Genomic DNA, 18,155 nt, shown 5'->3' on the forward strand with positions numbered 1-18,155 from the left:
CTTTCCGTTTACCCGCGGTCCGCGTGCCGCCATCTGGGTCCGCTCAAGCCACGGAGACGTTCGCATGACCAAGGTTCTGGTGCTCTATTACTCGTCCTACGGCCATATCGAGCAGATGGCCGACGCCGTCGCCGAAGGCGCGCGTGCGGGCGGCGCCGAGGTCGACATCCGCCGCGTCGCCGAGACGGCGCCCGAGGCGATCGTAAAGGCCGCGCACTTCAAGACGGACACCGCCCACCCGCTGATTGAGAGCCCCGACGCACTTGCCGGCTACGATGCGATCATCGTCGGCGCGCCGACCCGCTATGGCCGCATGCCGAGCCAGATGGCGAGCTTCTGGGACACCACCGGCGGCCTGTGGGCCAAGGGTGCGCTGATCGGCAAGGTCGGCGGCGCCTTCACCTCCACCGCCAGCCAGCACGGCGGGCAGGAGACGACCCTGTTTTCGATCATCACCAATCTGCTGCATCACGGCCTGACCATCGTCGGCTTGGACTATGGCTTCCAGGGCCAGATGGGCGTCGACGAGGTGCGCGGCGGTTCGCCTTATGGTGCGACGACGATCGCCGGCGGCGACGGTTCGCGCCAGCCGCACGAAGAGGAACTCGCCGGCGCCCGTTATCAGGGCAAGCGCATCGCCGAAACCGCAGCGAAGCTGGCAGGGTAAGCTGCATCCCGTCATCCCGGCGAACGCCGGGATCCATGGACCCGATCGGTCTGTTGCAAGCCGATCCAACGGCCGACCGTATCCATGGATCTCGACGTGCGTCGGGATGACATAAGGAAGGTGCGGCTCGCTCTTCCCGCCGATCCGACCTACACCGGCGGCATGTCGACCCAGCCGCCCCGCCTGCCGCCGCCCGCGCCCGAAGACGCGGCGGCGCGCAACATGCGGCTGCTGGTGCTGTTGCGCTGGCTGGCGGTCGGCGGCCAGCTGGCGACGATCCTGATCGTGCATTACGGTCTCGACATCCGCCTGCCGATCGCGCCGATGATCGTGGTCCTGGCGGCGCTGGTCATGCTCAACGTCATGACGTGGCTGGGTCATCCGCACTGGCCGGTGACCAATTTCCAGCTGTTCGGCACACTCGCCTGCGACGTGGTGGCGCTGAGCGTGCAACTCTACCTCAGCGGCGGGGCGAGCAACCCGTTCGTGTCGCTGTACCTGTTGCAGGTGGTGATGGGCGCGGTGCTGCTGCACGCCTGGTCGAGCTGGGCGCTGGTCGGGCTGACGTCGCTGGCGCTCGGCCTGGTGGCGTGGCTCAGCCCGCCGCTGGCGCTGCCACCGTGGTTCGCGACGACGCTGTCGCCCGTCTACGTCATCGGCCTGTGGTGCAATTTCGTGCTCGCGGCGGTGCTGCTGGTGCTGTTCGTCACCCGCATCGCCGCCAACCTGCGCAGCCGCGATGCACACCTTGCCGCGATGCGCCAGCGCGCCGCCGAGGAAGACCATATCGTCCGCATGGGCCTGCTCGCGAGCGGCGCGGCGCATGAGCTCGGTACGCCGCTGTCGTCGATCTCGGTGCTGCTCGGCGACTGGAAGGGGGAGGCGGCGATCCGTGCCGATCCTCGGCTGGCGGCGGAGGTGGACGAGATGCAGGCAGAGGTGATGCGCTGCAAGACGATCGTGTCGGGCATCCTGTTCGCGGCGGGCGAGGTGACCGGCGAAGCGCCCGAACGCACGACTCTGCGCCGCTTCCTGGGTGGCATCGTCGCAGGCTGGCCCGGTCAGGTGACCTTCGAGGATCGGCTCGGCGAGGATCGCGGCATCGTCGCCGATCGCGCCCTGGCGCAGGCGCTGACCAACCTGCTCGACAATGCGGCGGAGGCGGGCGCATCGGCGATCCTGCTGACCGCGAAGCTGGAGGAGACGATGCTGGTGCTGACGGTGGCGGACGATGGCAGCGGCTTTCCCGCGGCGGTGCTCGCCGCGCTCGGGCGCCCCTATAACACCAGCAAGGATCGGCGGGGGGCGGGGCTCGGCCTGTTCCTCGCGACCAACGTGCTGCGGACGCTCGGCGGCACCGTGCAGGCGCGCAACCGGCCGGAGGGCGGAGCCGAGACGATCCTGCGCCTGCCGCTCGTCAGCCTGGCGCTGGAGGGATCGCGATGAGCGGCCGGCGGCTGCTGATCGTCGAAGACGATGCCAATTTCGCCCGGACGCTCGGCCGCTCGTTCGAACGGCGTGGCGATACGGTTGCGATGCTGCCGGGACCCGACGGGCTGGAGGCGGAGTTTTCGCGCTTCCGCCCCGACCATGCGGTGGTCGACCTGCGGCTGGGCGGCGCGTCCGGTCTCGCCTGTGTCGCGACGCTGCACGCGCTCGATCCGGCGATGCGGATCGTCGTGCTGACCGGCTTTGCCAGCATCGCGACGGCGGTGGAGGCGATCAAGCTGGGCGCGACCAACTACCTGACCAAGCCCGCTAACACCGATGATATCGAGGCCGCGTTCGCGCGGGTCGACGGCGATGCCGGCGCGACGATCGCGCCCGTTCCGCCGACCTCGATCAAGACGCTGGAATGGGAACATATCCACCAGACGCTGGCGGATGCCGACTTCAACATCTCCGAAGCGGCGCGGCGCCTCGGCATGCACCGGCGGACGCTGGCGCGCAAACTGGACAAGCGCCACATGGGATGATCGATCCTCTCCGGTACGGGGGACGACCCTATTTGAGCAGCTTCGGCGCTTCCTGCTGGATCACGTCGCGGATCTTGCCCGCGAACAGTGCCAGGAAGCCGGGCAGGTCGACGATGGCATGGACGTTGCTGTCCGACACGGTAGCGCGGCAGCCGATCTGCTGGCCCATCGCACCGACGGTAAAGTGCATCGTGTCGCCCTCCCAGCGGTGATCGACCTGCGCGCCGCCGGGGATCAGCCGGCCAATCTTGCCGATGCCGCCGTCCAGCCGGTCGCGGACCGCCTGCTTGCCGAGCTGGTGGGGGATGTTGATCTCGATCGGCGCGGTCATGCGGGGTCCTTTTCTGTCGCGAACAGCATGGCGTCGTCGGCGAACGCCTTGAACTCCAGTGCATTGCCGGACGGATCGTGGAAGAACATCGTCGCCTGCTCGCCCGCCTCGCCCTTGAAGCGGATGTGGGGCGCAATGCCGAAGCGGATGCCGGCGGCGGCGACGCGTTCGCTCAAGTCCTGCCAGTCAGCCATGGTCAGTACCACGCCGAAATGCGGCACCGGCACGTCGTGGCCGTCCACCGGATTGGTGACGCCCGCCGGTCCTGCTGCCGGGTCGAGATGAGCGACGATCTGGTGGCCGAACAGGTCGAAGTCGATCCAGCGGTCGCTGGACCGGCCCTCCGCGCAGCCCAGCGTCCCGCCATAGAAGGCGCGCGCGGCGGCAAGATCGTGGACCGGAAAGGCGAGGTGGAACGGGCGTAGCGGCATGGGGCTGAGATAGGGGAGGGCCGACGCCGATGCCAGCGTCCAGATCCTCTTCGTGCCGGGGAGGACTTTTCGTCGCGTCCCCATTACATCGCGCGGCATGCTCGCGTTGTTCACCCGCCGTCCCGCCTTAGTCGCCCTGCTGTTCGGCGCCGTCGCCGCCACGGGGTTCGCGCCATGGCAGCTATGGCCGCTGACTCTGGTCGGGCTCGCGGGCCTCGCCTGGCTGGTGCAGCGCGCACCGACCCTACGCAATGCGGCGTGGATTGGCTGGTGCTGGGGTGTCGGCCACTTCACCATCAACAACAACTGGTTCCAGCACGCCTTCGATTTTCAGGACAAGATGCCGCCGGTACTCGGCTATTTCGCCGCGGTCGGACTGGCGCTGTACCTCGGTATCTTCCCAATGTTCGCGAGCGCGGTCGCTTGGCGCTTCGGGCGGCGGGAGCGGCCGGACGCGGGCTATGCGCTGCTGTTCGCGGCAGCGTGGATCGCCACCGAATGGCTGCGCAGCGTGCTCTTCACCGGCTATGCCTGGGACCCGATCAGCGTGATCTGGCTGCCGGTGATCGGCGTTGCACGGCTCTCGGCGTGGATCGGCACCTATGCCTTGTCGGGCGTGACGATGCTGGCGGCGGTATCGCTGCTGCTCGTCGGGCAGCGGCGCTGGCGATTGCCGGCGGGCATTGCAGCGGTGCTGGCGCTGGCTGCCGTATCGGCACTGTGGACGCGCGCGCCGGCCGCCGCACCGGACGCACCGCTGCTCCAGGTCGTCCAGCCCAACATCGGCCAGGACGCGCGCGGCGAGAACGATCAGGAGCTGATGCTGGCGGCGCTGACCCGCTGGTCCGGCCGTCCCGGCGCCCTCCCGCGGCTGGTGTTGTGGCCGGAGGGCGTCATGCGCGATTATCTGGAGAGCGGCTATCCGCGCTGGATCTACGACGGGCAGAGCCCGCTGTTCAACCGCTGGCGGCTGGCGCAACTGCTCGGCCCCCGCGACGTGCTGCTGACCGGCCATACCCCGTTGCGCTTCGACGCGGCGGGCGATGTGGTGGGCGCGTCCAATTCGGTGTTCGCGATCGATGCCAGAGCGCGGATCGTCGGCCGCTACGACAAGGCGCATCTGGTCCCTTACGGCGAATATCTGCCGATGCCCTGGCTGCTGCGGCCGCTGGGCCTCGCGCGGCTGGTGCCGGGGGATTTCGACTTCGACGCCGGGCCGGGACCGCGCACGCTGGTCATCCCCGGTTTCGGGCCGATCGGCTTTCAGACCTGCTACGAGATCATCTTTTCCGGCCACGTGGTGGATGAAGCGCACCGGCCGCGGATGATCTTCAATCCCTCCACCGATGCCTGGTTCGGCAAATGGGGACCGCCGCAGCATCTGGCGCAGGCGCGAATGCGCGCGATCGAGGAGGGGCTGCCGATCGTCCGCTCGACGCCGACCGGCATCAGCGCGGTGATCGCCGCCGACGGGACCCTGCTCGCCACCGTGCCACATGAGACGGCAGGCGCGATCACCATGCCGCTGCCGCCGGCGCTGCCCCCGACGCTGTTCAGCCGGCTGGGCAATTGGGCCGCGGTGATCGTCGGCCTTGCCTTCCTCGCCGCCGCGATTGCCATCCGCCGCAGGCCACGATAGGAGCGACATATAAAGGCATCTTTATATCGTTATGAGGCAGTGATGCGCGGCAATTACATCTTCACTTCGGAATCGGTATCCGAGGGACATCCGGACAAGGTCGCCGATCAGATCAGCGACACGATCGTCGACCTGTTTCTCTCCAAGGACGCCGAAGCGCGCATCGCGTGCGAAACGCTGACGACCACCAACCTGGTCGTGCTGGCGGGCGAGATCCGCTGCAAGGGCGTGTACGAGAACGGCGAATGGGCCGAGGGCGCGCTCGCCGAGATCGAGGCGGCGGTCCGCGCGACGGTGAAGCGGATCGGCTACGAACAGTCGGGCTTCCACTGGGAAACCTTCACCTTCGAAAACAACCTGCACGGCCAGTCGGCGGAAATCGCGATGGGCGTCGACGAGGGCTCGAACAAGGACGAGGGCGCGGGCGACCAGGGCATCATGTTCGGCTACGCGACCGACGAGACGCCGGGCCTGATGCCGGCGACGCTCTATTACAGCCACAAGATCCTCGAGACGATGGCCGCAGACCGCCACTCGGGCAAGGCGCCGTTCCTGGAGCCCGACGCCAAGAGCCAGGTGACGCTGCAGTACGAGAACGGCGTGCCGGTGCGCGCGACCGCGCTGGTCGTCTCGACCCAGCACAAGGCGGGCTATTGCCTGCAGGGCCAGAATGCCGACCCCGCCAAGTATGACGAGCTGAAGGCCTATGTGACGGGCGTGCTGACGAGCGTCCTGCCGGACAGCTTCGTCACCGACGCGACCAAGGTCTATATCAACCCGACCGGCGCGTTCGAGATCGGCGGGCCTGACGGCGACGCCGGCCTGACCGGCCGCAAGATCATCGTCGACACCTATGGCGGCGCCGCCCCGCACGGCGGCGGCGCGTTCAGCGGCAAGGACCCGACCAAGGTCGACCGCTCGGCCGCCTATGTCGCGCGCTACCTCGCCAAGAACGTCGTCGCGGCGGGCCTCGCCAAGCGCTGCACCATCCAGCTCTCCTACGCGATCGGCATCGCCGAGCCGCTGTCGGTCTATGTCGACACGCACGGCACCGGCACCGTGGACGAAGCGAAGCTGGAAGCGGTGCTGCCGCAACTCGTCCGCCTGACGCCCAAGGGTATCCGCCAGCACCTGAAGCTGAACGCGCCGATCTACGTCAAGTCGGCCGCCTACGGCCACTTCGGCCGCGAGCCGGAAGGCGACCTGTTCACCTGGGAAAAGACGGACCTGGTCGACGCGTTGAAGTCCGCCGTCGCCTGAGGCGCTTCACCGCTGGAATGCATAACCCTCTCGTGCCCCGGGGCGCGGGAGGGTTTCGCTTATCGGCCGTAGGCGTTGCGCATCTCGGTCATCCAACCCGCGCGCGGTGGCACGGCGATGCCGCGCGACTTGCGCGCCTCGTCGAGGTCGACCGCCTCGTGGAAGCGCAGGCCGGCAAGCCGATCGCGGACCCAGACCACGTCGGCCGTCAGGTCGTCCAATCGCCCCATCTGGAGGAGGACGGTGGTGCCGCTGCGCACGTCGCCGTCATGCTCGATGCAGGCGCCCGAGCGCGACAGGTTGCGCACCCGCCGCTCCGAATGGCTGCCGTCAGGCAGATAGACCGCGGCGCGGACGATGACGCTGTTGCGCTTTTCGCGCGAGGATTCCGGTGTTTCGATCATGGCTGGCTCGGTCCGTTTCTGACGCGGAGCGGTAAACGTTGGGTAAAAACGCGCCGATCAACGACGCGGCGCGAAACGCTCGAACGCGGCATCCACCAGCGCCTCGGCCGCCCAGCCGATCGCCCCGCCGACGATCACGTCCGACAGGTAGTGGTTGCCCGCCACCGGCTGGACCGCGGCTACCGCGCCGACGCCGAGTGCGGCCGGAGCGGCGACACCGTCGATCTCGCGCGAGGCGGCGCGCGCCACCGCCACGGCGCCGGCGGTATGGCCCGACGGAAAGGAATTGAGCGCGTGATCGTGGCTTTCGCCTGAGGTGAACCGGTGGCGGCCGTCCTCCAGCGCCTTTTCCGGGCGGGTGCGGTCGATCGATCGCTTGATCGCGGTCTTGGCGGCGGTGGCGAGCAGGTGGGCGGCAAGCATCCGCGCGCCGCCGCGCACCAGATCGGGCCGGCGGCCGACGAGCCCCGCCGCGATGGTGCCGACGGAGGCGGTGATGAGCTGCGGCTGGTCGGCGACCTCGGCCAGGAAACCGGCGACGCGCACCGGCAGCCGGTCGCGGTGCCGAGCGGCGTCATGGGTCGTGTCCCGGTCGGCCCGCGCCAGCGCCTTGGCCGCCTTCTTCGCCTTCTTCTTCAACGCTCGTCTCCTTCGGGCATCTCGCCGCGGACCTGGGCATGGGCGAGCAGGGCGAAGATGCCCGCACCGCCGATCAGATTGCCGAGCACCGCCGGCGCGATGATCTCCATCAGCGTCTGCCACACACCGGTCCGCCCGGTGAACATCAACAGAAACGCCTGGTCGGACCCGACGATCGAATGGCTGAAGCCGGCGACCGTCAGCACATAGGTGAAGATGCTGATGACCAGCACGCTCTGGCTGCGCGCATTGGGCAGCGCCCAGGCGAGGATCGCGATCATGAACCCGGCAGGCACCGCATTCACCAGCGTCCGCCCCGCGGACAGCTCGGTAACATGCGCCGAAACCGCCAGCGCCGCGTTGCGCAACGTCGCGTCGCCGAGCACCCCCGTAGCGAGTGCCAGCGCGGCGATGGCGGTGCCGATCAGGTTGGCGCCGAGCACGATGCCCCACAGCCGCAGCGTCTTCATCAGCGCCCAAGTGGACGGCCGCGTCACCAGCGGCAGCATGGCGGTGATCGTACTCTCGGTGAACAGCTGCATCCGCCCGAGGATCACGACGAGGAAGCCGACCGGATAACCCAGCCCGACGACCAGCTCCCGCCACGGGGCGTCGGGCAGGCCGGCATGCAGCGCCGCCTCCGCCAGCAGCGACACGCTGATCGCGACGCCCGCCGCCAGCCCCGACCAGAACAGCGACATGGCGGGGCGGCGTAATTCCTCCTCGCCCTCCTCGCGCACTGTGCGGTGCAGGTCCTTGGCATCGGCTGCCTTGAGGTCGTCGTCGGAATCAGTATCGGCCATTTCGGCGGTGCAACGGTTCACCCGCCCGCTTTGCTCCCGCGCGCTTTGCAGTTTAAGGCCCGCGCGCATGAACGATCCCGTCACCATCCGCCGCCTCTACGGCCGCCGCCAAGGTCACAAACTGCGTGCCGGGCAGGCGGCGCTCGTTGAGGACTCGCTGGCCGCGGTCAGCGTGCCCGAAGCGGGACCGCTCGACGCGGCGCGGCTGTTCGGCGCGGATCGGCCGCTGGAACTGGAGATCGGCTTTGGGGCGGGCGAGCATCTCGCCGGCCAGGCGGCGATGCGTCCCGACACCGGTTTCATCGGCTGCGAGCCGTTCCTCAACGGCGTCGTCGGCGCATTGGGCCATATCCGGGACGGCGGCCTTGCCAACGTGCGGTTGCACATGGGCGATGCGCTGGACGTGATCGAACGCCTGCCCGACGCCAGCCTCAGCCGCGTCTACCTGCTCCATCCCGATCCCTGGCCCAAGGCGCGTCACGCCAAGCGCCGCATGGTCAACCACGGACCGCTCGATGCCATCGCCGCCAAGCTGAAGCCGGGCGCGGAATTCCGGCTGGGCACCGACGATCCGACCTATTGCCGCTGGTCGATGATGGTGTTGAACCAGCGTCGCGACTTCGCCTGGACCGCACGCGAGTCCGCCGACTTCCTGACCCGCCCCGACGACTGGCCGGAGACGCGCTACGAGCGCAAGGCACGCCGGCAGGGGCACGAGGTGTGGTATTTCCGGTATATCCGGCAGTAGCACGGCCGGAGTCGCCACCTATGTAACGGCGACTGCCGCTTCGGCAGGGGAGACGATGATGCGGTTCGTTCAGATCGAGATGCTGCCCGACGGCAAGGCGCTGGTGGATATCGACAAGCTCACCCATGCCGTCCCGCAGGCCGAGGGCACACGCCTGTTCCTGGGCGCGCAGCACCTCGACGTGCCGCATAGCCTCGCCGAGCTGGAGAATGTGCTGGCCGGGCGTGACCGGACCGACAATGGCGAAGGCAGCAGGGCAGGGTTCGGCGTCCGATGATCGCCGCGTCCGATCTTCATGGCAGGGGGTGAGGCGATGGCCGACTTCGACGATAGCTTCGATCCCGAGCTGGGGGCGGCCTGCAACCGGCTCGCCGCATGGGTAGAGCCCCTGCCGGAGGGGATGATGATCGATCCGGCGTCGCGGCTCACCGAGCGCGATCTGGCGCTGATCCTGCGGCGCCTCTACGCCACGCGGCTCGACGAACCGGCGGGGGACCAGCCCCCGTCGGAACCGCTGCGGACCCCTGCGCGAGCCTCGGTACCAATCACCAGACGATAGTCACGGCCGTCAGATAGCGGATTGCCGCCGATCTGCCGCAGCGTCCCGTCAGCTTCGTGGTGCCGCGTCGCCGTCGATGCGGTGGAGGAGTGCGGCCAATTGCGCTTCGCTCTCGGTTGCCTGCTGCGCCAGCAACTCCGCACGGTCGGCATATTCGTCCGCCAGATCCTCGTGCGCCGTCCGCGCCATGCACGCTGCGGCATCGGCCGCGGCGCGTTCGTCGGCCTCGCGTTTGCGCAAATATTCCACGTCGTCGCGTTCCATCCCGCCTATGTAGGGCCTTCGGTCGGACGGGCAAGCGAGCAGGCGGCGCGATACCGGCCCGACAGGATAGCTGACGATCACGCGAGGTTGTTCACCGCCCATGCACCCGGCACGGCCGATGACGCGCCATGGCCCGCCGCCCGCCCGATCGCCGCGCCCGCCGTTCCTCCGGCTCCGATCGCTGGCGGAGGGCGACGCGCGAAAGCTGGTGGCAGCGTTTGAGGCGGTGATGGCGGGTGATCCGCAACGGCTTCTGAGGCGCTGGCGCAAAGCTATGTTCCGTGTCGACACTCAGCGCTAACGGCGTTCGACCTCGCGCTTCACACGCGCCATGGTCCGCTGGCCGAGCGCGGTGGAGGCTTCCTCCAGCATCCGGTCCGCGCTGTCGATCGCGGCCTCGGGCGTGAGCGTGGCGGCAAGGCCGTGTTGCCCCTCGACGAGGACATGGCCTTCTTCCGCGGCGACGGTAAAGCATTGCTCGCATGGCTTGATCGTCATCATAAGGCCTCGTTGCTGATCGGTATCAAATCAGCTGGGCGGCAATGGTTCATGTGAAACCGGCGTTCGGACAGTAGAATCCGGGTGTTGTCCCATGTCGGGCCGCTGCCCGCTGCGCCCGGGCGGTCGATAGCCGCTCAGCGCCTGCGATGGGACACGGGCAGCGCGATCGTGCAGTGGACGCCATCCTCGCCGATCGCATAGCTGGTCTGGGCATCCAGTTGGTAGGGCAGGGCCTTTTCCAGCAGCTCACGGCCCTGACCACTCGTTCGCCGCCCCGTGGCGGCAGGCATCGTCACGCCCTGTTCCCGCCAGTCCACGTGCAGCAACGGGCGCCCGTCCGCCGCGGCTCCACCCAGGCGCCAGCGGATAACGAGCCGTGCCTGCGGCTGGCCGAGCGCGCCGTATTTCACGGCGTTGGTCGCCAGCTCGTGGAGCGCCATGGCCAGCACCTGCACCGTGGACGATCGCAGGGCGACACCCGCCGGCCCGTCGAGCGTGACGCGATCGAGACCGCCGCCGACCGCGTCGAGTTCGGTGCGGACGAGTTCGTCGAAGGTTACGCGCGTGATCTCGTCGGTGCGCGACAGCAGGCGCTGCACCCGGGTGAGCGCGTCCAGCCGGTCGCGATAGCGTGCCAGGAAATCCTTGAGGTCCGTGCTCGCCCGCGCGGTCTTGTCGGCGATGGCGCGCACCACGCCCATCAGGTTGCGGGTGCGGTGCTGCAGCTCCGCCACCAGCACGCGCTGACGTGCTTCGCTGCGGCGGATCGCCTCGTCCGCCTGCCGCCGCGCGGTGAGATCGGCGGTGACGATCAGGAAGCGTCGCGACTCACCGTCCCACTGCGGCAGCAGCGATACGGTGCTGCTGGCCCACACCTCCGATCCGTCGGGCCGCCGGTACCGTTTGTCGAGCGTGCCCGATCGCCATGTCGCCGCCGCCTCGCGCAGCACCGCCAGGCTGGGTTCGACGTCGTCGGGATGCGTGACGTCGATGATGGTCGAGCGCAGCAGCGCCTCGCGCGACCGGCCGAGGATGCGGCACAGTTCCGCGTTCACGCGCACGAACTGGCCATCGGGCGTGATCTCCGACAGGCCGGCCGGCGCGTTGGCGAAGATGGCGGCAAGGCGGCTCTCGCTTTCGGCGAGGCGGTTGCTCGACATTTCGTGCTGGAGGCGCAGGACCTCGGCCTGCGAGGCTTTCCAGCCATTGATATCCTTGGTCGTAGTGGTGACGCCGTCGCCCAGCTTGACGACAGACTGGAAGAACCAGCCGTCGAACTGTTCGTGGACGTAGTGCCGCTCCGCCTGCTCGGCGATGCCGGTTTCGGTGACCCGGCAGAAGGCTGCGAAGATACCTTCCGCGACGACACCGGGATTGCGCTCCAGCAGGCGTTGGCCGCGTACCTCGCCGTAATGCGCCTCGGCGGCATGGTTGTTCAGCACCCAGCGGAAATCGATGATCGTGCCGGCCTGGTCGCGCACCGCCTCGAACACCTGGATCATGTCGGTGGAGGCATCCATCGTCGCGCGCAGCAGGTCGCGACTGGCCTGCAGCGCGGCGATGCGTTCGGCCGTGGCATGGTCGTCTGGTGGCGGCGTTGGCGCGGTATCGGACCGGTCGGCGTTCATGACGCGGCGAGATGGGAAGGTTGCAGGCGGACGATCATCGCTGAGCCTTTTCGCCGGGCGGACGGCACACGGGACGCATCCGTATAGCACGGTCCCACGGTGCGATGATAATCCAAGGCAAGGCGCCGCAATGGCTTTTTCGTTGCGCTGCGGATCAGCGACGGCGCTTGCCGCGCGGTGGCTTGGGGGCGACCCAGGCCGGAACGGTGATGAAGGCAGGCGGCGTCACCCGCAGGATCGTCACCGTCGGGTCGACGGCGGGATCGGCAGGAAAGCGGGTCCGCGCCTTGGCGAAGAGGAAGCGGGCGCGCGCCGCGCCGGGGGCGCTCGCGCTGGTGCCGACCCAGCGCCAATGCCATGGCTCCCACTTGACGTTCTGGCGGTTGCCGCCGGGAAAGGACATCTCGAAGCCGAACCGGGGTGCGTTGCGAACCAGCCAGCGCGCGGCGGGGCTTGCTGCCATGCACGCCTCCGCGTCGGGGCAGCCCCTCGCTGGGCGGACCGCGAAATCTAGAGCGTAACCGCTCGAATGCTCGCTATGACCGGGCGGCGCGACGGAGATCGCGCGGGTGGCGTCGGCATCGGTCGCGGCATCGGGATGCTCGCGGCAGAAGACGCTCGCCTGCTGGATGATCGAACGATGGCAGGAGAGGGCGCGCAGCTGCCCCTCGACCGCCGGATCGCCCTTGGCCGCGGCGAGCAGCCGTTCGAGATCGGGGATCACGTCCCGGCGGAGCAGGCAGCCGTGCAGCGCAAAGCCGGCGGGGGCCGGCACCAGATCGCCCGGCGGCGCGTCGCCATAGGGCAGGTGACCGTAGAGGCGGCCGTCGCGCGCCATGCTGGCCGCGGCCCCGGCGCAGACCTGCGCAGCGGCGGGCGTGGCGAGGGGCAGCAGGACGATAAACGGGAAGACGGGGAACGGGAGGAGCCGGCGCATCGCCGCTGCCTCTGGCGCCAAGCGGCGGGGAGTGGCAAGGCGTTTCGCATGCACGGTGACCGCGTATTGTTCCTCGACGGCGAGGCCCTGGTGATCGACAAGCCCGCCGGGCTGCCGGTCGATCCGCCCCGCGACGGCTCCTTGAGCCTGGAAAACCATCTTGATTCCCTGAAGTTCGGCTTCCGGCGCTGGCCGGTACCGGTGCACCGGCTGGATCGCGATACCAGCGGCTGCCTGCTGCTGTCGCGCAACCCCAAGGCGCATGCCCGCTTCCAGCAGGCGTTCGAGCGCGGCGCGGTGGAAAAGCGCTACCTCGCCGTCCTCGCCGGCGTCCCCGATCGCGAGGAGGGCGTGATCGACCTGTCGCTCGGCAAGGTGAGCACGCGTGAGGCGGGGTGGCGGATCGTCGCCGATCCGGCGGGCAAGGCGGCGCGTACCGCGTGGCAGGTGATTGCCCGTCAGGATGGCCGCGCGCTCGTCGAGTTCCGGCCGACGACGGGGCGGACGCACCAGATCCGCGTGCACGCTGCGACTGGGCTGGGCCTGCCGGTAGTCGGCGACCCCGTCTATGGCGCGGGCGAAGCGGGCGGCATGCTGCTGCACGCGGCCGCGCTGACCGTGCCGCGCGATGGCAAGGACCCGATCCGGGCCGAGGCGCCGCTGCCCGACCGGTTCGGCGCCTGGCCGCGATAGGGCAGGGCAGGCGGTGCCGCTGATCCCCGTCACCCGCACGATCGCGATCGACGAGCGCGAACTGGAGGAAAGCTTCACCCGCGCCTCCGGTCCGGGCGGGCAGCATGTCAACACCACCGACAGCGCGGTGATGCTGCGCTTCGACGTCTGGGGATCGCGCAACCTGCCCGACGCGGTCAAGCGGCGGATGAGCGTGCTGGCAGGATCGCGGCTGAGCAAGGAAGGCGTGCTGACGCTGCGGGGTGAGGGCGCGCGGTCGCAGGAGATGAACCGGCGCGACGTGCGCGAACGGCTGGTCGCGCTGATCCGCGAGTCGACCATCGTTCCCAAGGCACGCCGCCCGACCAAGCCGAGCCGCGCCGCCAAGGCGAAGCGGGTCGACGCAAAGAAGGGGCGTAGCGCGGTGAAGGCGGGGCGCGGCCGGGTACGCGAGGATTGATGACGCGGGCGCTGCGGGCGCCTACATCGCGGGCATGTACCAGTTCGACATTTCCGCCGGCTCCAAAGCCGATTTGTACCGCGACCTCCACGCTGCGCTCGATGCGCTCACCGCGGACGAGCCCGACGGCATCGCCAACATGGCCAATGTCGCCGCGCTGGTGTGGCAGTATCTGCCCGACCTCAACTGGGCCGGCTTCTATCGCGTGATCGGCGATGAGCTGGTGCTCGGGCCGTTCCAGGGGAAGGCGGCCTGCATCCGGATCGCGATGGGCAAGGGCGTCTGCGGCACGGCGGCGGCGACGGGCAGCACGCAAGTGGTCGAGGACGTGCATGCCTTTCCGGGCCATATCGCCTGCGATGCGGCGAGCCGGTCGGAACTGGTGGTGCCGATCGTGCGGGATGGCGCGGTGATCGCCGTCCTCGATCTCGACAGCCCCGAGCCCGCCCGGTTCGACGCAGAGGACGCGGCAGGCTGCGAGGTGTTGGCGGCGCTGCTCGCCGATCGGATCGGCTGATCCGAAACGGGACAGGGCGTGCCGTGGCGGCGCTCTGGCGACTCCCGGCCGGCGGTGATACAGCTTTCATCAATAGTTTGTTAACTGTTGGTGCGGGGCAGGGGCGCCGGCTGCAGGGAGAAGACGATGCGTTATCTGTTGATCGCGACGGCCGGGCTGGCGCTGGTAGCGTCCGGTGGGGCCGACGCGCAGCAACGCGTCGTCGCCCATGGCCCGGGGGCGAGCTACGGCGTGCCGGGGCAGGGCATGGCCCCTGCTCCCGTGGTTCGGCGCGGCGGCGGTTGGCAGGGCACCGGCTGGCAGGCGCCGCGTGGCGGGGGTGGCGTCCGACCGCCGGTCGTCCATCAGGGGCAGCCGCGCTGGGGCAGCAAGGTCGGCGGCCGCTGGTGGGGCGGCGCCAATGCGCCGGGCGGTTGGTCGGCCTACCGCCGGCCGTATCGCGGCTGGGCTCTGCCAAGCTACTGGGTGGCACCGCGCTTCTACGTCACCGACTGGCAGGCCTATGGCCTGACGCAGCCCGCCTATGGCTATAACTGGGTGCGCTATTACGATGATGCCGTGCTCGTCGACGGACGCGGCTCGGTGTACGACACCCGCGCCGGTATCGATTGGGACCGCTACGACGACGGCTATGCCGGCGATGCAGAGGGTTATTACGACGATCGGGGTTATGACGATCGGGGCTACGATGATCGCCGGTATGACGCGCGCGTCGCGCGTCGCGACGATGGCGCCGGCGGTGCCGTGGCGGGCGCGGTGGTCGGTGGCGTAGCCGGCAACCTGATCGCCGGACGAGGCAACCGGCTGGGCGGCACGCTGATCGGCGCCGGGGTCGGTGCCGCCGCAGGCTATGCGATCGATCGCGCCGAGGATCGCCGGGCGCCGCCCCCGCCGCCCGCCTATCGCGAATACGACCGCGGCTACGACGTGCCCGTCGCGCCGGACGTCGCGCCGCTACCTCCTCCTCCGCCGCCGCCGCCCGTCGGCTATGCGCCGGGCAACCCGGTGTGGCGCTCGGCAGACGGCACCACCACGGTGACGACGACCAGCGGCGCCGGCGGCTATTATCGCGGCGGCTATTACTATCCCGGCGCCTCCACCACGACCGTCGTCGTGCAGACCGCGCCGGTGGTGACCACGACCACCACGGACATCTACGAGGATGCGGTCACCTACGTGCGCAAGCCGGCGGCGGTCCGCACCAAGACCCGCCGTGTCTGGCGCCCCGCACCCAAGTGCGCCTGCCGCTGACGCGCGCGAACCTCTAACCCCTTGCTCGGGGGGCGGCCCCTTGGGGCCGAGGCGATGCCGCCCTGCACGAACTCCCGCAGGGCGGCATTGTCGTGCCTGGGGCAGGTAGAAAGCGGGTGGTGACGATCGGCACGATGGTTGCACTGCGTCAGCCACGGATCGTACGATGCAGTCGTGGCATGGTCGCGCAGGCAGGGTGAGCGCCTCCGCTGTCCGGAACCGGGATCATGCCTCTCCGTTTGCCTGCCATGGCAGATGGTCCCGGCAGCATCGGCGATATCCTGAAGGCCTTGGACGACCTGTCGGAACAGCAGGAACGCGTTGCCCTGGGCGATGCGGTCGAGGCGTTCGGCAGCCGGTCGTTCGGGCCGTTCCTGCTGTTGCCTGCGCTGATCGACATATCGCCGATCGGCGCGATCCCCGGTCTGCCTTCGCTGCTGGCCGCGATGATCGTGCTCGTGGCGGTGCAACTGGCACTGGGTCGCGATCACCTGTGGTTGCCGGCTGTCCTGAAGCGACGTTCGGTGGCAAGCGCCACGGTGCGCAAGGCGACCGGCAAGGCGCGCAAGCCTGCAGCTTGGGCCGATCGCTGGTTCCATGGTCGCTTGCCCGCGCTCACCCGAGGACCGGCTGTGCGCGTCGCTGCGGTCGCGTGCATATTACTCGCCTTGACCGTACCGCCGCTGGAACTGCTGCCGCTCGCCACCACCGCGCCGATGGCGGCCATCGCGACGTTCGGCCTGGCGCTGATGGTGCGCGATGGCGCGGTGATGATCGCGGCGATCGCGTTCGCAGGGGTCGCGATAGCAGTGGGCGTCGGACTGGCCGTCAGCGCAGGCTGACGCAGTAGCGATCAGCCGATCCCCAGATCCGCCGGCCCGAACGCCTGCGGCAGCAGCTCCGACAGGCGATAGCTGGCGATCGCGTCGCCTTCTGCCGCGCCGCAATGGACGATGAGGTCGCGGCCGCCGAGCTGGGCGGCTTCGTTCAGGATCTGGCGGCAGCGGCCGCAGGGACTGACCGGGGCGGTACCGGTCGCGCGGCCGTCCGCGTCCATCGCACCGCCGATCACGCCGACGGCGACGACTTCGCGCAGGCGGCCCGCCGCGCTGGCGGTCGCGATGGCGACCGTCTCGGCGCAGAGCGACAGGCCGTAGCTCGCATTTTCCACGTTGGCGCCGGTGACGAGGCTGCCGTCGGTCATCAGCAATGCGGCGCCGACCGCGAAGCGTGAATAAGGGGCATGCGCGCGGGTCGCGGCCTCGCGCGCGGCGGCGATCAGGCGGGTGGCTTCCTGGCTCATGGTGCGACGACGTCCCAATTGACGGGGCCTTCGATGCCATCGACCCGGCGGATGTCGCTCGCGCGCCACATCCGCCAAGGCCGCGCGGCATAGGCTGGGGGGAAGAGGTTGGCGACCGCCCATACCGGGCGATCGATCGCGGCGGTCAGCTGGTAATCACGTTCCACCGCCTTGGTCAGGCGCAGCAGCACCGGTTTGCGGGTGTGCGCCTCCACCATGCGGACGAAGGTGGCCAGCTCGCCGACCAGCACGGCGCGGTCGGGGCGTGCGGTGCAATCCTCGCGATAGCTGACGTCGACCGCGGCGGGCAGCGCATCGACGGCGCGCGGTACGAAGGCGTTGAAGGCATTGGCCTGATCGGCGGCCAGCTGGCACAGCGAGAAGAGATGCACGGCGCCGCGGCGCAGGCCGGCTTCCGGTATGGCGGCCCAGTTCGCCTCGAACGTCGGCGCGCGGCGATCGGCGCCCGAGGTCGCGACGATATAGGCGAAATCGGCGCCGCGTGCGCGCACGGTGCCCCATTCGACCTCGCCGGGATTCTCACCGAGGTCGAGGCCCTGCAGCGGATATTGGCTGGCCTTGGGCGCCCAGTGGGTGGCGAATGCCCAGCCGCCGATGCCGAGCGCGCCGGCGGCGACGAGCACGCCTGCCGCCTTGAGGAGTCCGTAGGCCATCAGCCGCGCAGGTGCAGCACGCAGATCAGCGTGAAGAGGCGGCGCGCGGTGTCGAAATCGACGTCGATCTTGCCTTCCAGGCGATCTTTCAGAAGCTGGGCGGCATCATTGTGGATGGCACGGCGGGCCATGTCGACGGTCTCGATCTGTTGCGGGGTGGAGGCCCGTATCGCCTGATAGTAACTATCGCAAATCGCGAAATAATCCTTGATCGGCCGGCGAAAGCGGCCGAGCGCCAGCACCAGCGTCTCGAGATGGGTGTCATCGTCGCGGTGGATGTGGATGCCGAGCCTGCCCTCCGCCGATTCGAGCTTGATGCGGTAGGGACCGGCATAACCGTCGGGATGGACGCGCTGCGGGGCGAAGTGATTGCCCTCCAGCAGGTCGAAGATCGCGATCCGCCGTTCCTGCTCGACATCGGCCGAACGCCAGCCGATGCTGTGCTCGTCCAGGTGCACGTCGATGATCCGCGGGTCGGCCATGATGTTGCG

General features: G+C 69.2%; 25 protein-coding genes. 13 read left to right on the forward strand and 12 right to left on the reverse strand.

Annotated elements, in window-relative coordinates:
* Positions 1-64: 64 nt before the first annotated feature.
* From wrbA to AC4GY7_RS05475, 3 genes are all read left to right on the forward strand, one after another.
* Positions 65-667 (forward strand): NAD(P)H:quinone oxidoreductase, encoded by a 603-nt coding sequence (gene wrbA / locus AC4GY7_RS05465; RefSeq protein WP_491112387.1) that lies wholly within the window; start codon positions 65-67, stop codon positions 665-667.
* A gap of 162 nt (positions 668-829) precedes the next feature.
* Complete coding sequence (locus tag AC4GY7_RS05470; RefSeq protein WP_491112805.1) at positions 830-2,113, forward strand: ATP-binding protein; 1,284 nt, start codon at positions 830-832, stop codon at positions 2,111-2,113.
* A complete protein-coding gene (locus AC4GY7_RS05475; protein ID WP_491112388.1) occupies positions 2,110-2,643 on the forward strand; it encodes a response regulator transcription factor in 534 nt (177 codons plus the stop codon). The genes AC4GY7_RS05470 and AC4GY7_RS05475 overlap by 4 nt, the downstream gene beginning before the upstream one ends.
* A 28-nt stretch (positions 2,644-2,671) precedes the next feature.
* On the opposite strand, the gene AC4GY7_RS05480 is transcribed toward AC4GY7_RS05475, so the two are convergent.
* Both AC4GY7_RS05480 and AC4GY7_RS05485 read right to left on the reverse strand, forming a co-directional pair.
* Positions 2,672-2,974: a polyhydroxyalkanoic acid system family protein gene (locus AC4GY7_RS05480; protein WP_443584544.1), complete on the reverse strand. Its 303-nt coding sequence runs from the start codon at positions 2,972-2,974 to the stop codon at positions 2,672-2,674.
* Positions 2,971-3,405 (reverse strand): VOC family protein, encoded by a 435-nt coding sequence (locus AC4GY7_RS05485; protein ID WP_491112389.1) that lies wholly within the window; start codon positions 3,403-3,405, stop codon positions 2,971-2,973. The genes AC4GY7_RS05480 and AC4GY7_RS05485 overlap by 4 nt, the downstream gene beginning before the upstream one ends.
* A gap of 97 nt (positions 3,406-3,502) precedes the next feature.
* On the opposite strand from AC4GY7_RS05485, the gene lnt reads away from it, so the two are divergent.
* Both lnt and metK read left to right on the forward strand, forming a co-directional pair.
* The gene (lnt, locus tag AC4GY7_RS05490; RefSeq protein WP_491112390.1) at positions 3,503-5,044 is read left to right on the forward strand and encodes an apolipoprotein N-acyltransferase; all 1,542 of its coding nucleotides are present in this window, start codon (positions 3,503-3,505) and stop codon (positions 5,042-5,044) included.
* A 42-nt stretch (positions 5,045-5,086) separates the two neighbouring features.
* Positions 5,087-6,304, forward strand: a complete 1,218-nt coding sequence (gene metK, locus AC4GY7_RS05495) for a methionine adenosyltransferase (RefSeq protein WP_491112391.1) — start codon at positions 5,087-5,089, stop codon at positions 6,302-6,304.
* Positions 6,305-6,363: 59 nt separating this feature from the next.
* On the opposite strand, the gene AC4GY7_RS05500 is transcribed toward metK, so the two are convergent.
* From AC4GY7_RS05500 to AC4GY7_RS05510, 3 genes are read right to left on the reverse strand one after another with little or no spacing between them, the layout of a single operon-like run.
* The gene (locus tag AC4GY7_RS05500) at positions 6,364-6,708 is read right to left on the reverse strand and encodes a PilZ domain-containing protein (protein ID WP_443584548.1); all 345 of its coding nucleotides are present in this window, start codon (positions 6,706-6,708) and stop codon (positions 6,364-6,366) included.
* 57 nt (positions 6,709-6,765) lie between these two features.
* Entirely contained in the window at positions 6,766-7,347 is a 582-nt protein-coding gene (locus AC4GY7_RS05505) for a phosphatase PAP2 family protein (protein ID WP_491112393.1), read from the reverse strand.
* Positions 7,344-8,150 carry a formate/nitrite transporter family protein gene (locus AC4GY7_RS05510; RefSeq protein WP_491112395.1) on the reverse strand — a complete coding sequence of 269 codons (807 nt, stop codon included), beginning with the start codon at positions 8,148-8,150 and terminating at the stop codon, positions 7,344-7,346. The genes AC4GY7_RS05505 and AC4GY7_RS05510 overlap by 4 nt, the downstream gene beginning before the upstream one ends.
* Positions 8,151-8,217: 67 nt before the next feature.
* Here AC4GY7_RS05510 and trmB point away from each other — a divergent pair, with 67 nt between their 5' ends.
* The 3 genes from trmB to AC4GY7_RS05525 are packed head-to-tail and all read left to right on the forward strand — an operon-like array spanning position 8,218 to position 9,457.
* Positions 8,218-8,898, forward strand: coding sequence for a tRNA (guanosine(46)-N7)-methyltransferase TrmB (trmB, locus tag AC4GY7_RS05515; RefSeq protein WP_491112396.1), 681 nt, complete (start codon positions 8,218-8,220; stop codon positions 8,896-8,898).
* 55 nt (positions 8,899-8,953) lie between these two features.
* Positions 8,954-9,175 carry a hypothetical protein gene (locus AC4GY7_RS05520; protein ID WP_491112397.1) on the forward strand — a complete coding sequence of 74 codons (222 nt, stop codon included), beginning with the start codon at positions 8,954-8,956 and terminating at the stop codon, positions 9,173-9,175.
* Between the two features lie 36 nt (positions 9,176-9,211).
* On the forward strand, positions 9,212-9,457 hold the full coding sequence (locus AC4GY7_RS05525) for a hypothetical protein (protein WP_491112398.1): 246 nt from the start codon (positions 9,212-9,214) through the stop codon (positions 9,455-9,457).
* A gap of 48 nt (positions 9,458-9,505) precedes the next feature.
* On the opposite strand, the gene AC4GY7_RS05530 is transcribed toward AC4GY7_RS05525, so the two are convergent.
* The 4 genes from AC4GY7_RS05530 to AC4GY7_RS05545 form a co-directional block, all read right to left on the reverse strand.
* The gene (locus AC4GY7_RS05530; RefSeq protein ID WP_443584553.1) at positions 9,506-9,721 is read right to left on the reverse strand and encodes a hypothetical protein; all 216 of its coding nucleotides are present in this window, start codon (positions 9,719-9,721) and stop codon (positions 9,506-9,508) included.
* Between the two features lie 297 nt (positions 9,722-10,018).
* Entirely contained in the window at positions 10,019-10,219 is a 201-nt protein-coding gene (locus AC4GY7_RS05535; RefSeq protein ID WP_443584554.1) for a hypothetical protein, read from the reverse strand.
* Between the two features lie 137 nt (positions 10,220-10,356).
* Complete coding sequence (locus AC4GY7_RS05540; protein WP_491112399.1) at positions 10,357-11,850, reverse strand: sensor histidine kinase; 1,494 nt, start codon at positions 11,848-11,850, stop codon at positions 10,357-10,359.
* 154 nt (positions 11,851-12,004) lie between these two features.
* A complete protein-coding gene (locus AC4GY7_RS05545) occupies positions 12,005-12,787 on the reverse strand; it encodes a M15 family metallopeptidase (protein ID WP_491112400.1) in 783 nt (260 codons plus the stop codon).
* A gap of 48 nt (positions 12,788-12,835) precedes the next feature.
* Here AC4GY7_RS05545 and AC4GY7_RS05550 point away from each other — a divergent pair, with 48 nt between their 5' ends.
* The 5 genes from AC4GY7_RS05550 to AC4GY7_RS05570 all read left to right on the forward strand — a co-directional run bounded on the left by AC4GY7_RS05550 (position 12,836) and on the right by AC4GY7_RS05570 (position 16,529).
* Positions 12,836-13,480, forward strand: coding sequence for an RluA family pseudouridine synthase (locus AC4GY7_RS05550; protein ID WP_491112401.1), 645 nt, complete (start codon positions 12,836-12,838; stop codon positions 13,478-13,480).
* A 13-nt stretch (positions 13,481-13,493) separates the two neighbouring features.
* Positions 13,494-13,919 carry an alternative ribosome rescue aminoacyl-tRNA hydrolase ArfB gene (gene arfB, locus AC4GY7_RS05555; protein ID WP_491112402.1) on the forward strand — a complete coding sequence of 142 codons (426 nt, stop codon included), beginning with the start codon at positions 13,494-13,496 and terminating at the stop codon, positions 13,917-13,919.
* 34 nt (positions 13,920-13,953) lie between these two features.
* Positions 13,954-14,436: a GAF domain-containing protein gene (locus tag AC4GY7_RS05560; RefSeq protein WP_491112404.1), complete on the forward strand. Its 483-nt coding sequence runs from the start codon at positions 13,954-13,956 to the stop codon at positions 14,434-14,436.
* Between the two features lie 126 nt (positions 14,437-14,562).
* Positions 14,563-15,687: an RcnB family protein gene (locus AC4GY7_RS05565; RefSeq protein WP_491112405.1), complete on the forward strand. Its 1,125-nt coding sequence runs from the start codon at positions 14,563-14,565 to the stop codon at positions 15,685-15,687.
* Positions 15,688-15,935: 248 nt separating this feature from the next.
* The gene (locus tag AC4GY7_RS05570; RefSeq protein ID WP_491112406.1) at positions 15,936-16,529 is read left to right on the forward strand and encodes an exopolysaccharide biosynthesis protein; all 594 of its coding nucleotides are present in this window, start codon (positions 15,936-15,938) and stop codon (positions 16,527-16,529) included.
* An 11-nt stretch (positions 16,530-16,540) separates the two neighbouring features.
* Here AC4GY7_RS05570 and AC4GY7_RS05575 read toward each other — a convergent pair whose 3' ends face one another.
* Genes AC4GY7_RS05575 through AC4GY7_RS05585 form a run of 3 tightly spaced genes read right to left on the reverse strand, consistent with a single transcriptional unit; the run spans position 16,541 to position 18,146 of the window.
* Positions 16,541-16,990 carry a cytidine deaminase gene (locus AC4GY7_RS05575; protein WP_491112407.1) on the reverse strand — a complete coding sequence of 150 codons (450 nt, stop codon included), beginning with the start codon at positions 16,988-16,990 and terminating at the stop codon, positions 16,541-16,543.
* A complete protein-coding gene (locus tag AC4GY7_RS05580) occupies positions 16,987-17,664 on the reverse strand; it encodes a GH25 family lysozyme (protein ID WP_491112408.1) in 678 nt (225 codons plus the stop codon). The genes AC4GY7_RS05575 and AC4GY7_RS05580 overlap by 4 nt, the downstream gene beginning before the upstream one ends.
* A complete protein-coding gene (locus AC4GY7_RS05585) occupies positions 17,664-18,146 on the reverse strand; it encodes a UPF0262 family protein (RefSeq protein WP_491112410.1) in 483 nt (160 codons plus the stop codon). The genes AC4GY7_RS05580 and AC4GY7_RS05585 overlap by 1 nt, the downstream gene beginning before the upstream one ends.
* Positions 18,147-18,155: the final 9 nt, after the last annotated feature.

The sequence above is a fragment of the Sphingomonas sp. SP5 genome (genome assembly GCF_058313455.1).

What these genes read in the sequence shown, in the direction of transcription:
- wrbA (WP_491112387.1), top strand. Translation starts at nt 65, where the DNA reads ATGACCAAGGTTCTGGTGCTCTATTACTCGTCCTACGGCCATATCGAG.
- AC4GY7_RS05470 (WP_491112805.1), top strand. Translation starts at nt 830, where the DNA reads ATGTCGACCCAGCCGCCCCGCCTGCCGCCGCCCGCGCCCGAAGACGCG.
- AC4GY7_RS05475 (WP_491112388.1), top strand. Translation starts at nt 2,110, where the DNA reads ATGAGCGGCCGGCGGCTGCTGATCGTCGAAGACGATGCCAATTTCGCC.
- AC4GY7_RS05480 (WP_443584544.1), bottom strand. Translation starts at nt 2,974, where the DNA reads ATGACCGCGCCGATCGAGATCAACATCCCCCACCAGCTCGGCAAGCAG.
- AC4GY7_RS05485 (WP_491112389.1), bottom strand. Translation starts at nt 3,405, where the DNA reads ATGCCGCTACGCCCGTTCCACCTCGCCTTTCCGGTCCACGATCTTGCC.
- lnt (WP_491112390.1), top strand. Translation starts at nt 3,503, where the DNA reads ATGCTCGCGTTGTTCACCCGCCGTCCCGCCTTAGTCGCCCTGCTGTTC.
- metK (WP_491112391.1), top strand. Translation starts at nt 5,087, where the DNA reads ATGCGCGGCAATTACATCTTCACTTCGGAATCGGTATCCGAGGGACAT.
- AC4GY7_RS05500 (WP_443584548.1), bottom strand. Translation starts at nt 6,708, where the DNA reads ATGATCGAAACACCGGAATCCTCGCGCGAAAAGCGCAACAGCGTCATC.
- AC4GY7_RS05510 (WP_491112395.1), bottom strand. Translation starts at nt 8,150, where the DNA reads ATGGCCGATACTGATTCCGACGACGACCTCAAGGCAGCCGATGCCAAG.
- trmB (WP_491112396.1), top strand. Translation starts at nt 8,218, where the DNA reads ATGAACGATCCCGTCACCATCCGCCGCCTCTACGGCCGCCGCCAAGGT.
- AC4GY7_RS05520 (WP_491112397.1), top strand. Translation starts at nt 8,954, where the DNA reads ATGATGCGGTTCGTTCAGATCGAGATGCTGCCCGACGGCAAGGCGCTG.
- AC4GY7_RS05525 (WP_491112398.1), top strand. Translation starts at nt 9,212, where the DNA reads ATGGCCGACTTCGACGATAGCTTCGATCCCGAGCTGGGGGCGGCCTGC.
- AC4GY7_RS05530 (WP_443584553.1), bottom strand. Translation starts at nt 9,721, where the DNA reads ATGGAACGCGACGACGTGGAATATTTGCGCAAACGCGAGGCCGACGAA.
- AC4GY7_RS05535 (WP_443584554.1), bottom strand. Translation starts at nt 10,219, where the DNA reads ATGACGATCAAGCCATGCGAGCAATGCTTTACCGTCGCCGCGGAAGAA.
- AC4GY7_RS05540 (WP_491112399.1), bottom strand. Translation starts at nt 11,850, where the DNA reads ATGAACGCCGACCGGTCCGATACCGCGCCAACGCCGCCACCAGACGAC.
- AC4GY7_RS05545 (WP_491112400.1), bottom strand. Translation starts at nt 12,787, where the DNA reads ATGCGCCGGCTCCTCCCGTTCCCCGTCTTCCCGTTTATCGTCCTGCTG.
- AC4GY7_RS05550 (WP_491112401.1), top strand. Translation starts at nt 12,836, where the DNA reads ATGCACGGTGACCGCGTATTGTTCCTCGACGGCGAGGCCCTGGTGATC.
- AC4GY7_RS05560 (WP_491112404.1), top strand. Translation starts at nt 13,954, where the DNA reads ATGTACCAGTTCGACATTTCCGCCGGCTCCAAAGCCGATTTGTACCGC.
- AC4GY7_RS05565 (WP_491112405.1), top strand. Translation starts at nt 14,563, where the DNA reads ATGCGTTATCTGTTGATCGCGACGGCCGGGCTGGCGCTGGTAGCGTCC.
- AC4GY7_RS05570 (WP_491112406.1), top strand. Translation starts at nt 15,936, where the DNA reads ATGGCAGATGGTCCCGGCAGCATCGGCGATATCCTGAAGGCCTTGGAC.
- AC4GY7_RS05575 (WP_491112407.1), bottom strand. Translation starts at nt 16,990, where the DNA reads ATGAGCCAGGAAGCCACCCGCCTGATCGCCGCCGCGCGCGAGGCCGCG.
- AC4GY7_RS05580 (WP_491112408.1), bottom strand. Translation starts at nt 17,664, where the DNA reads ATGGCCTACGGACTCCTCAAGGCGGCAGGCGTGCTCGTCGCCGCCGGC.
- AC4GY7_RS05585 (WP_491112410.1), bottom strand. Translation starts at nt 18,146, where the DNA reads ATGGCCGACCCGCGGATCATCGACGTGCACCTGGACGAGCACAGCATC.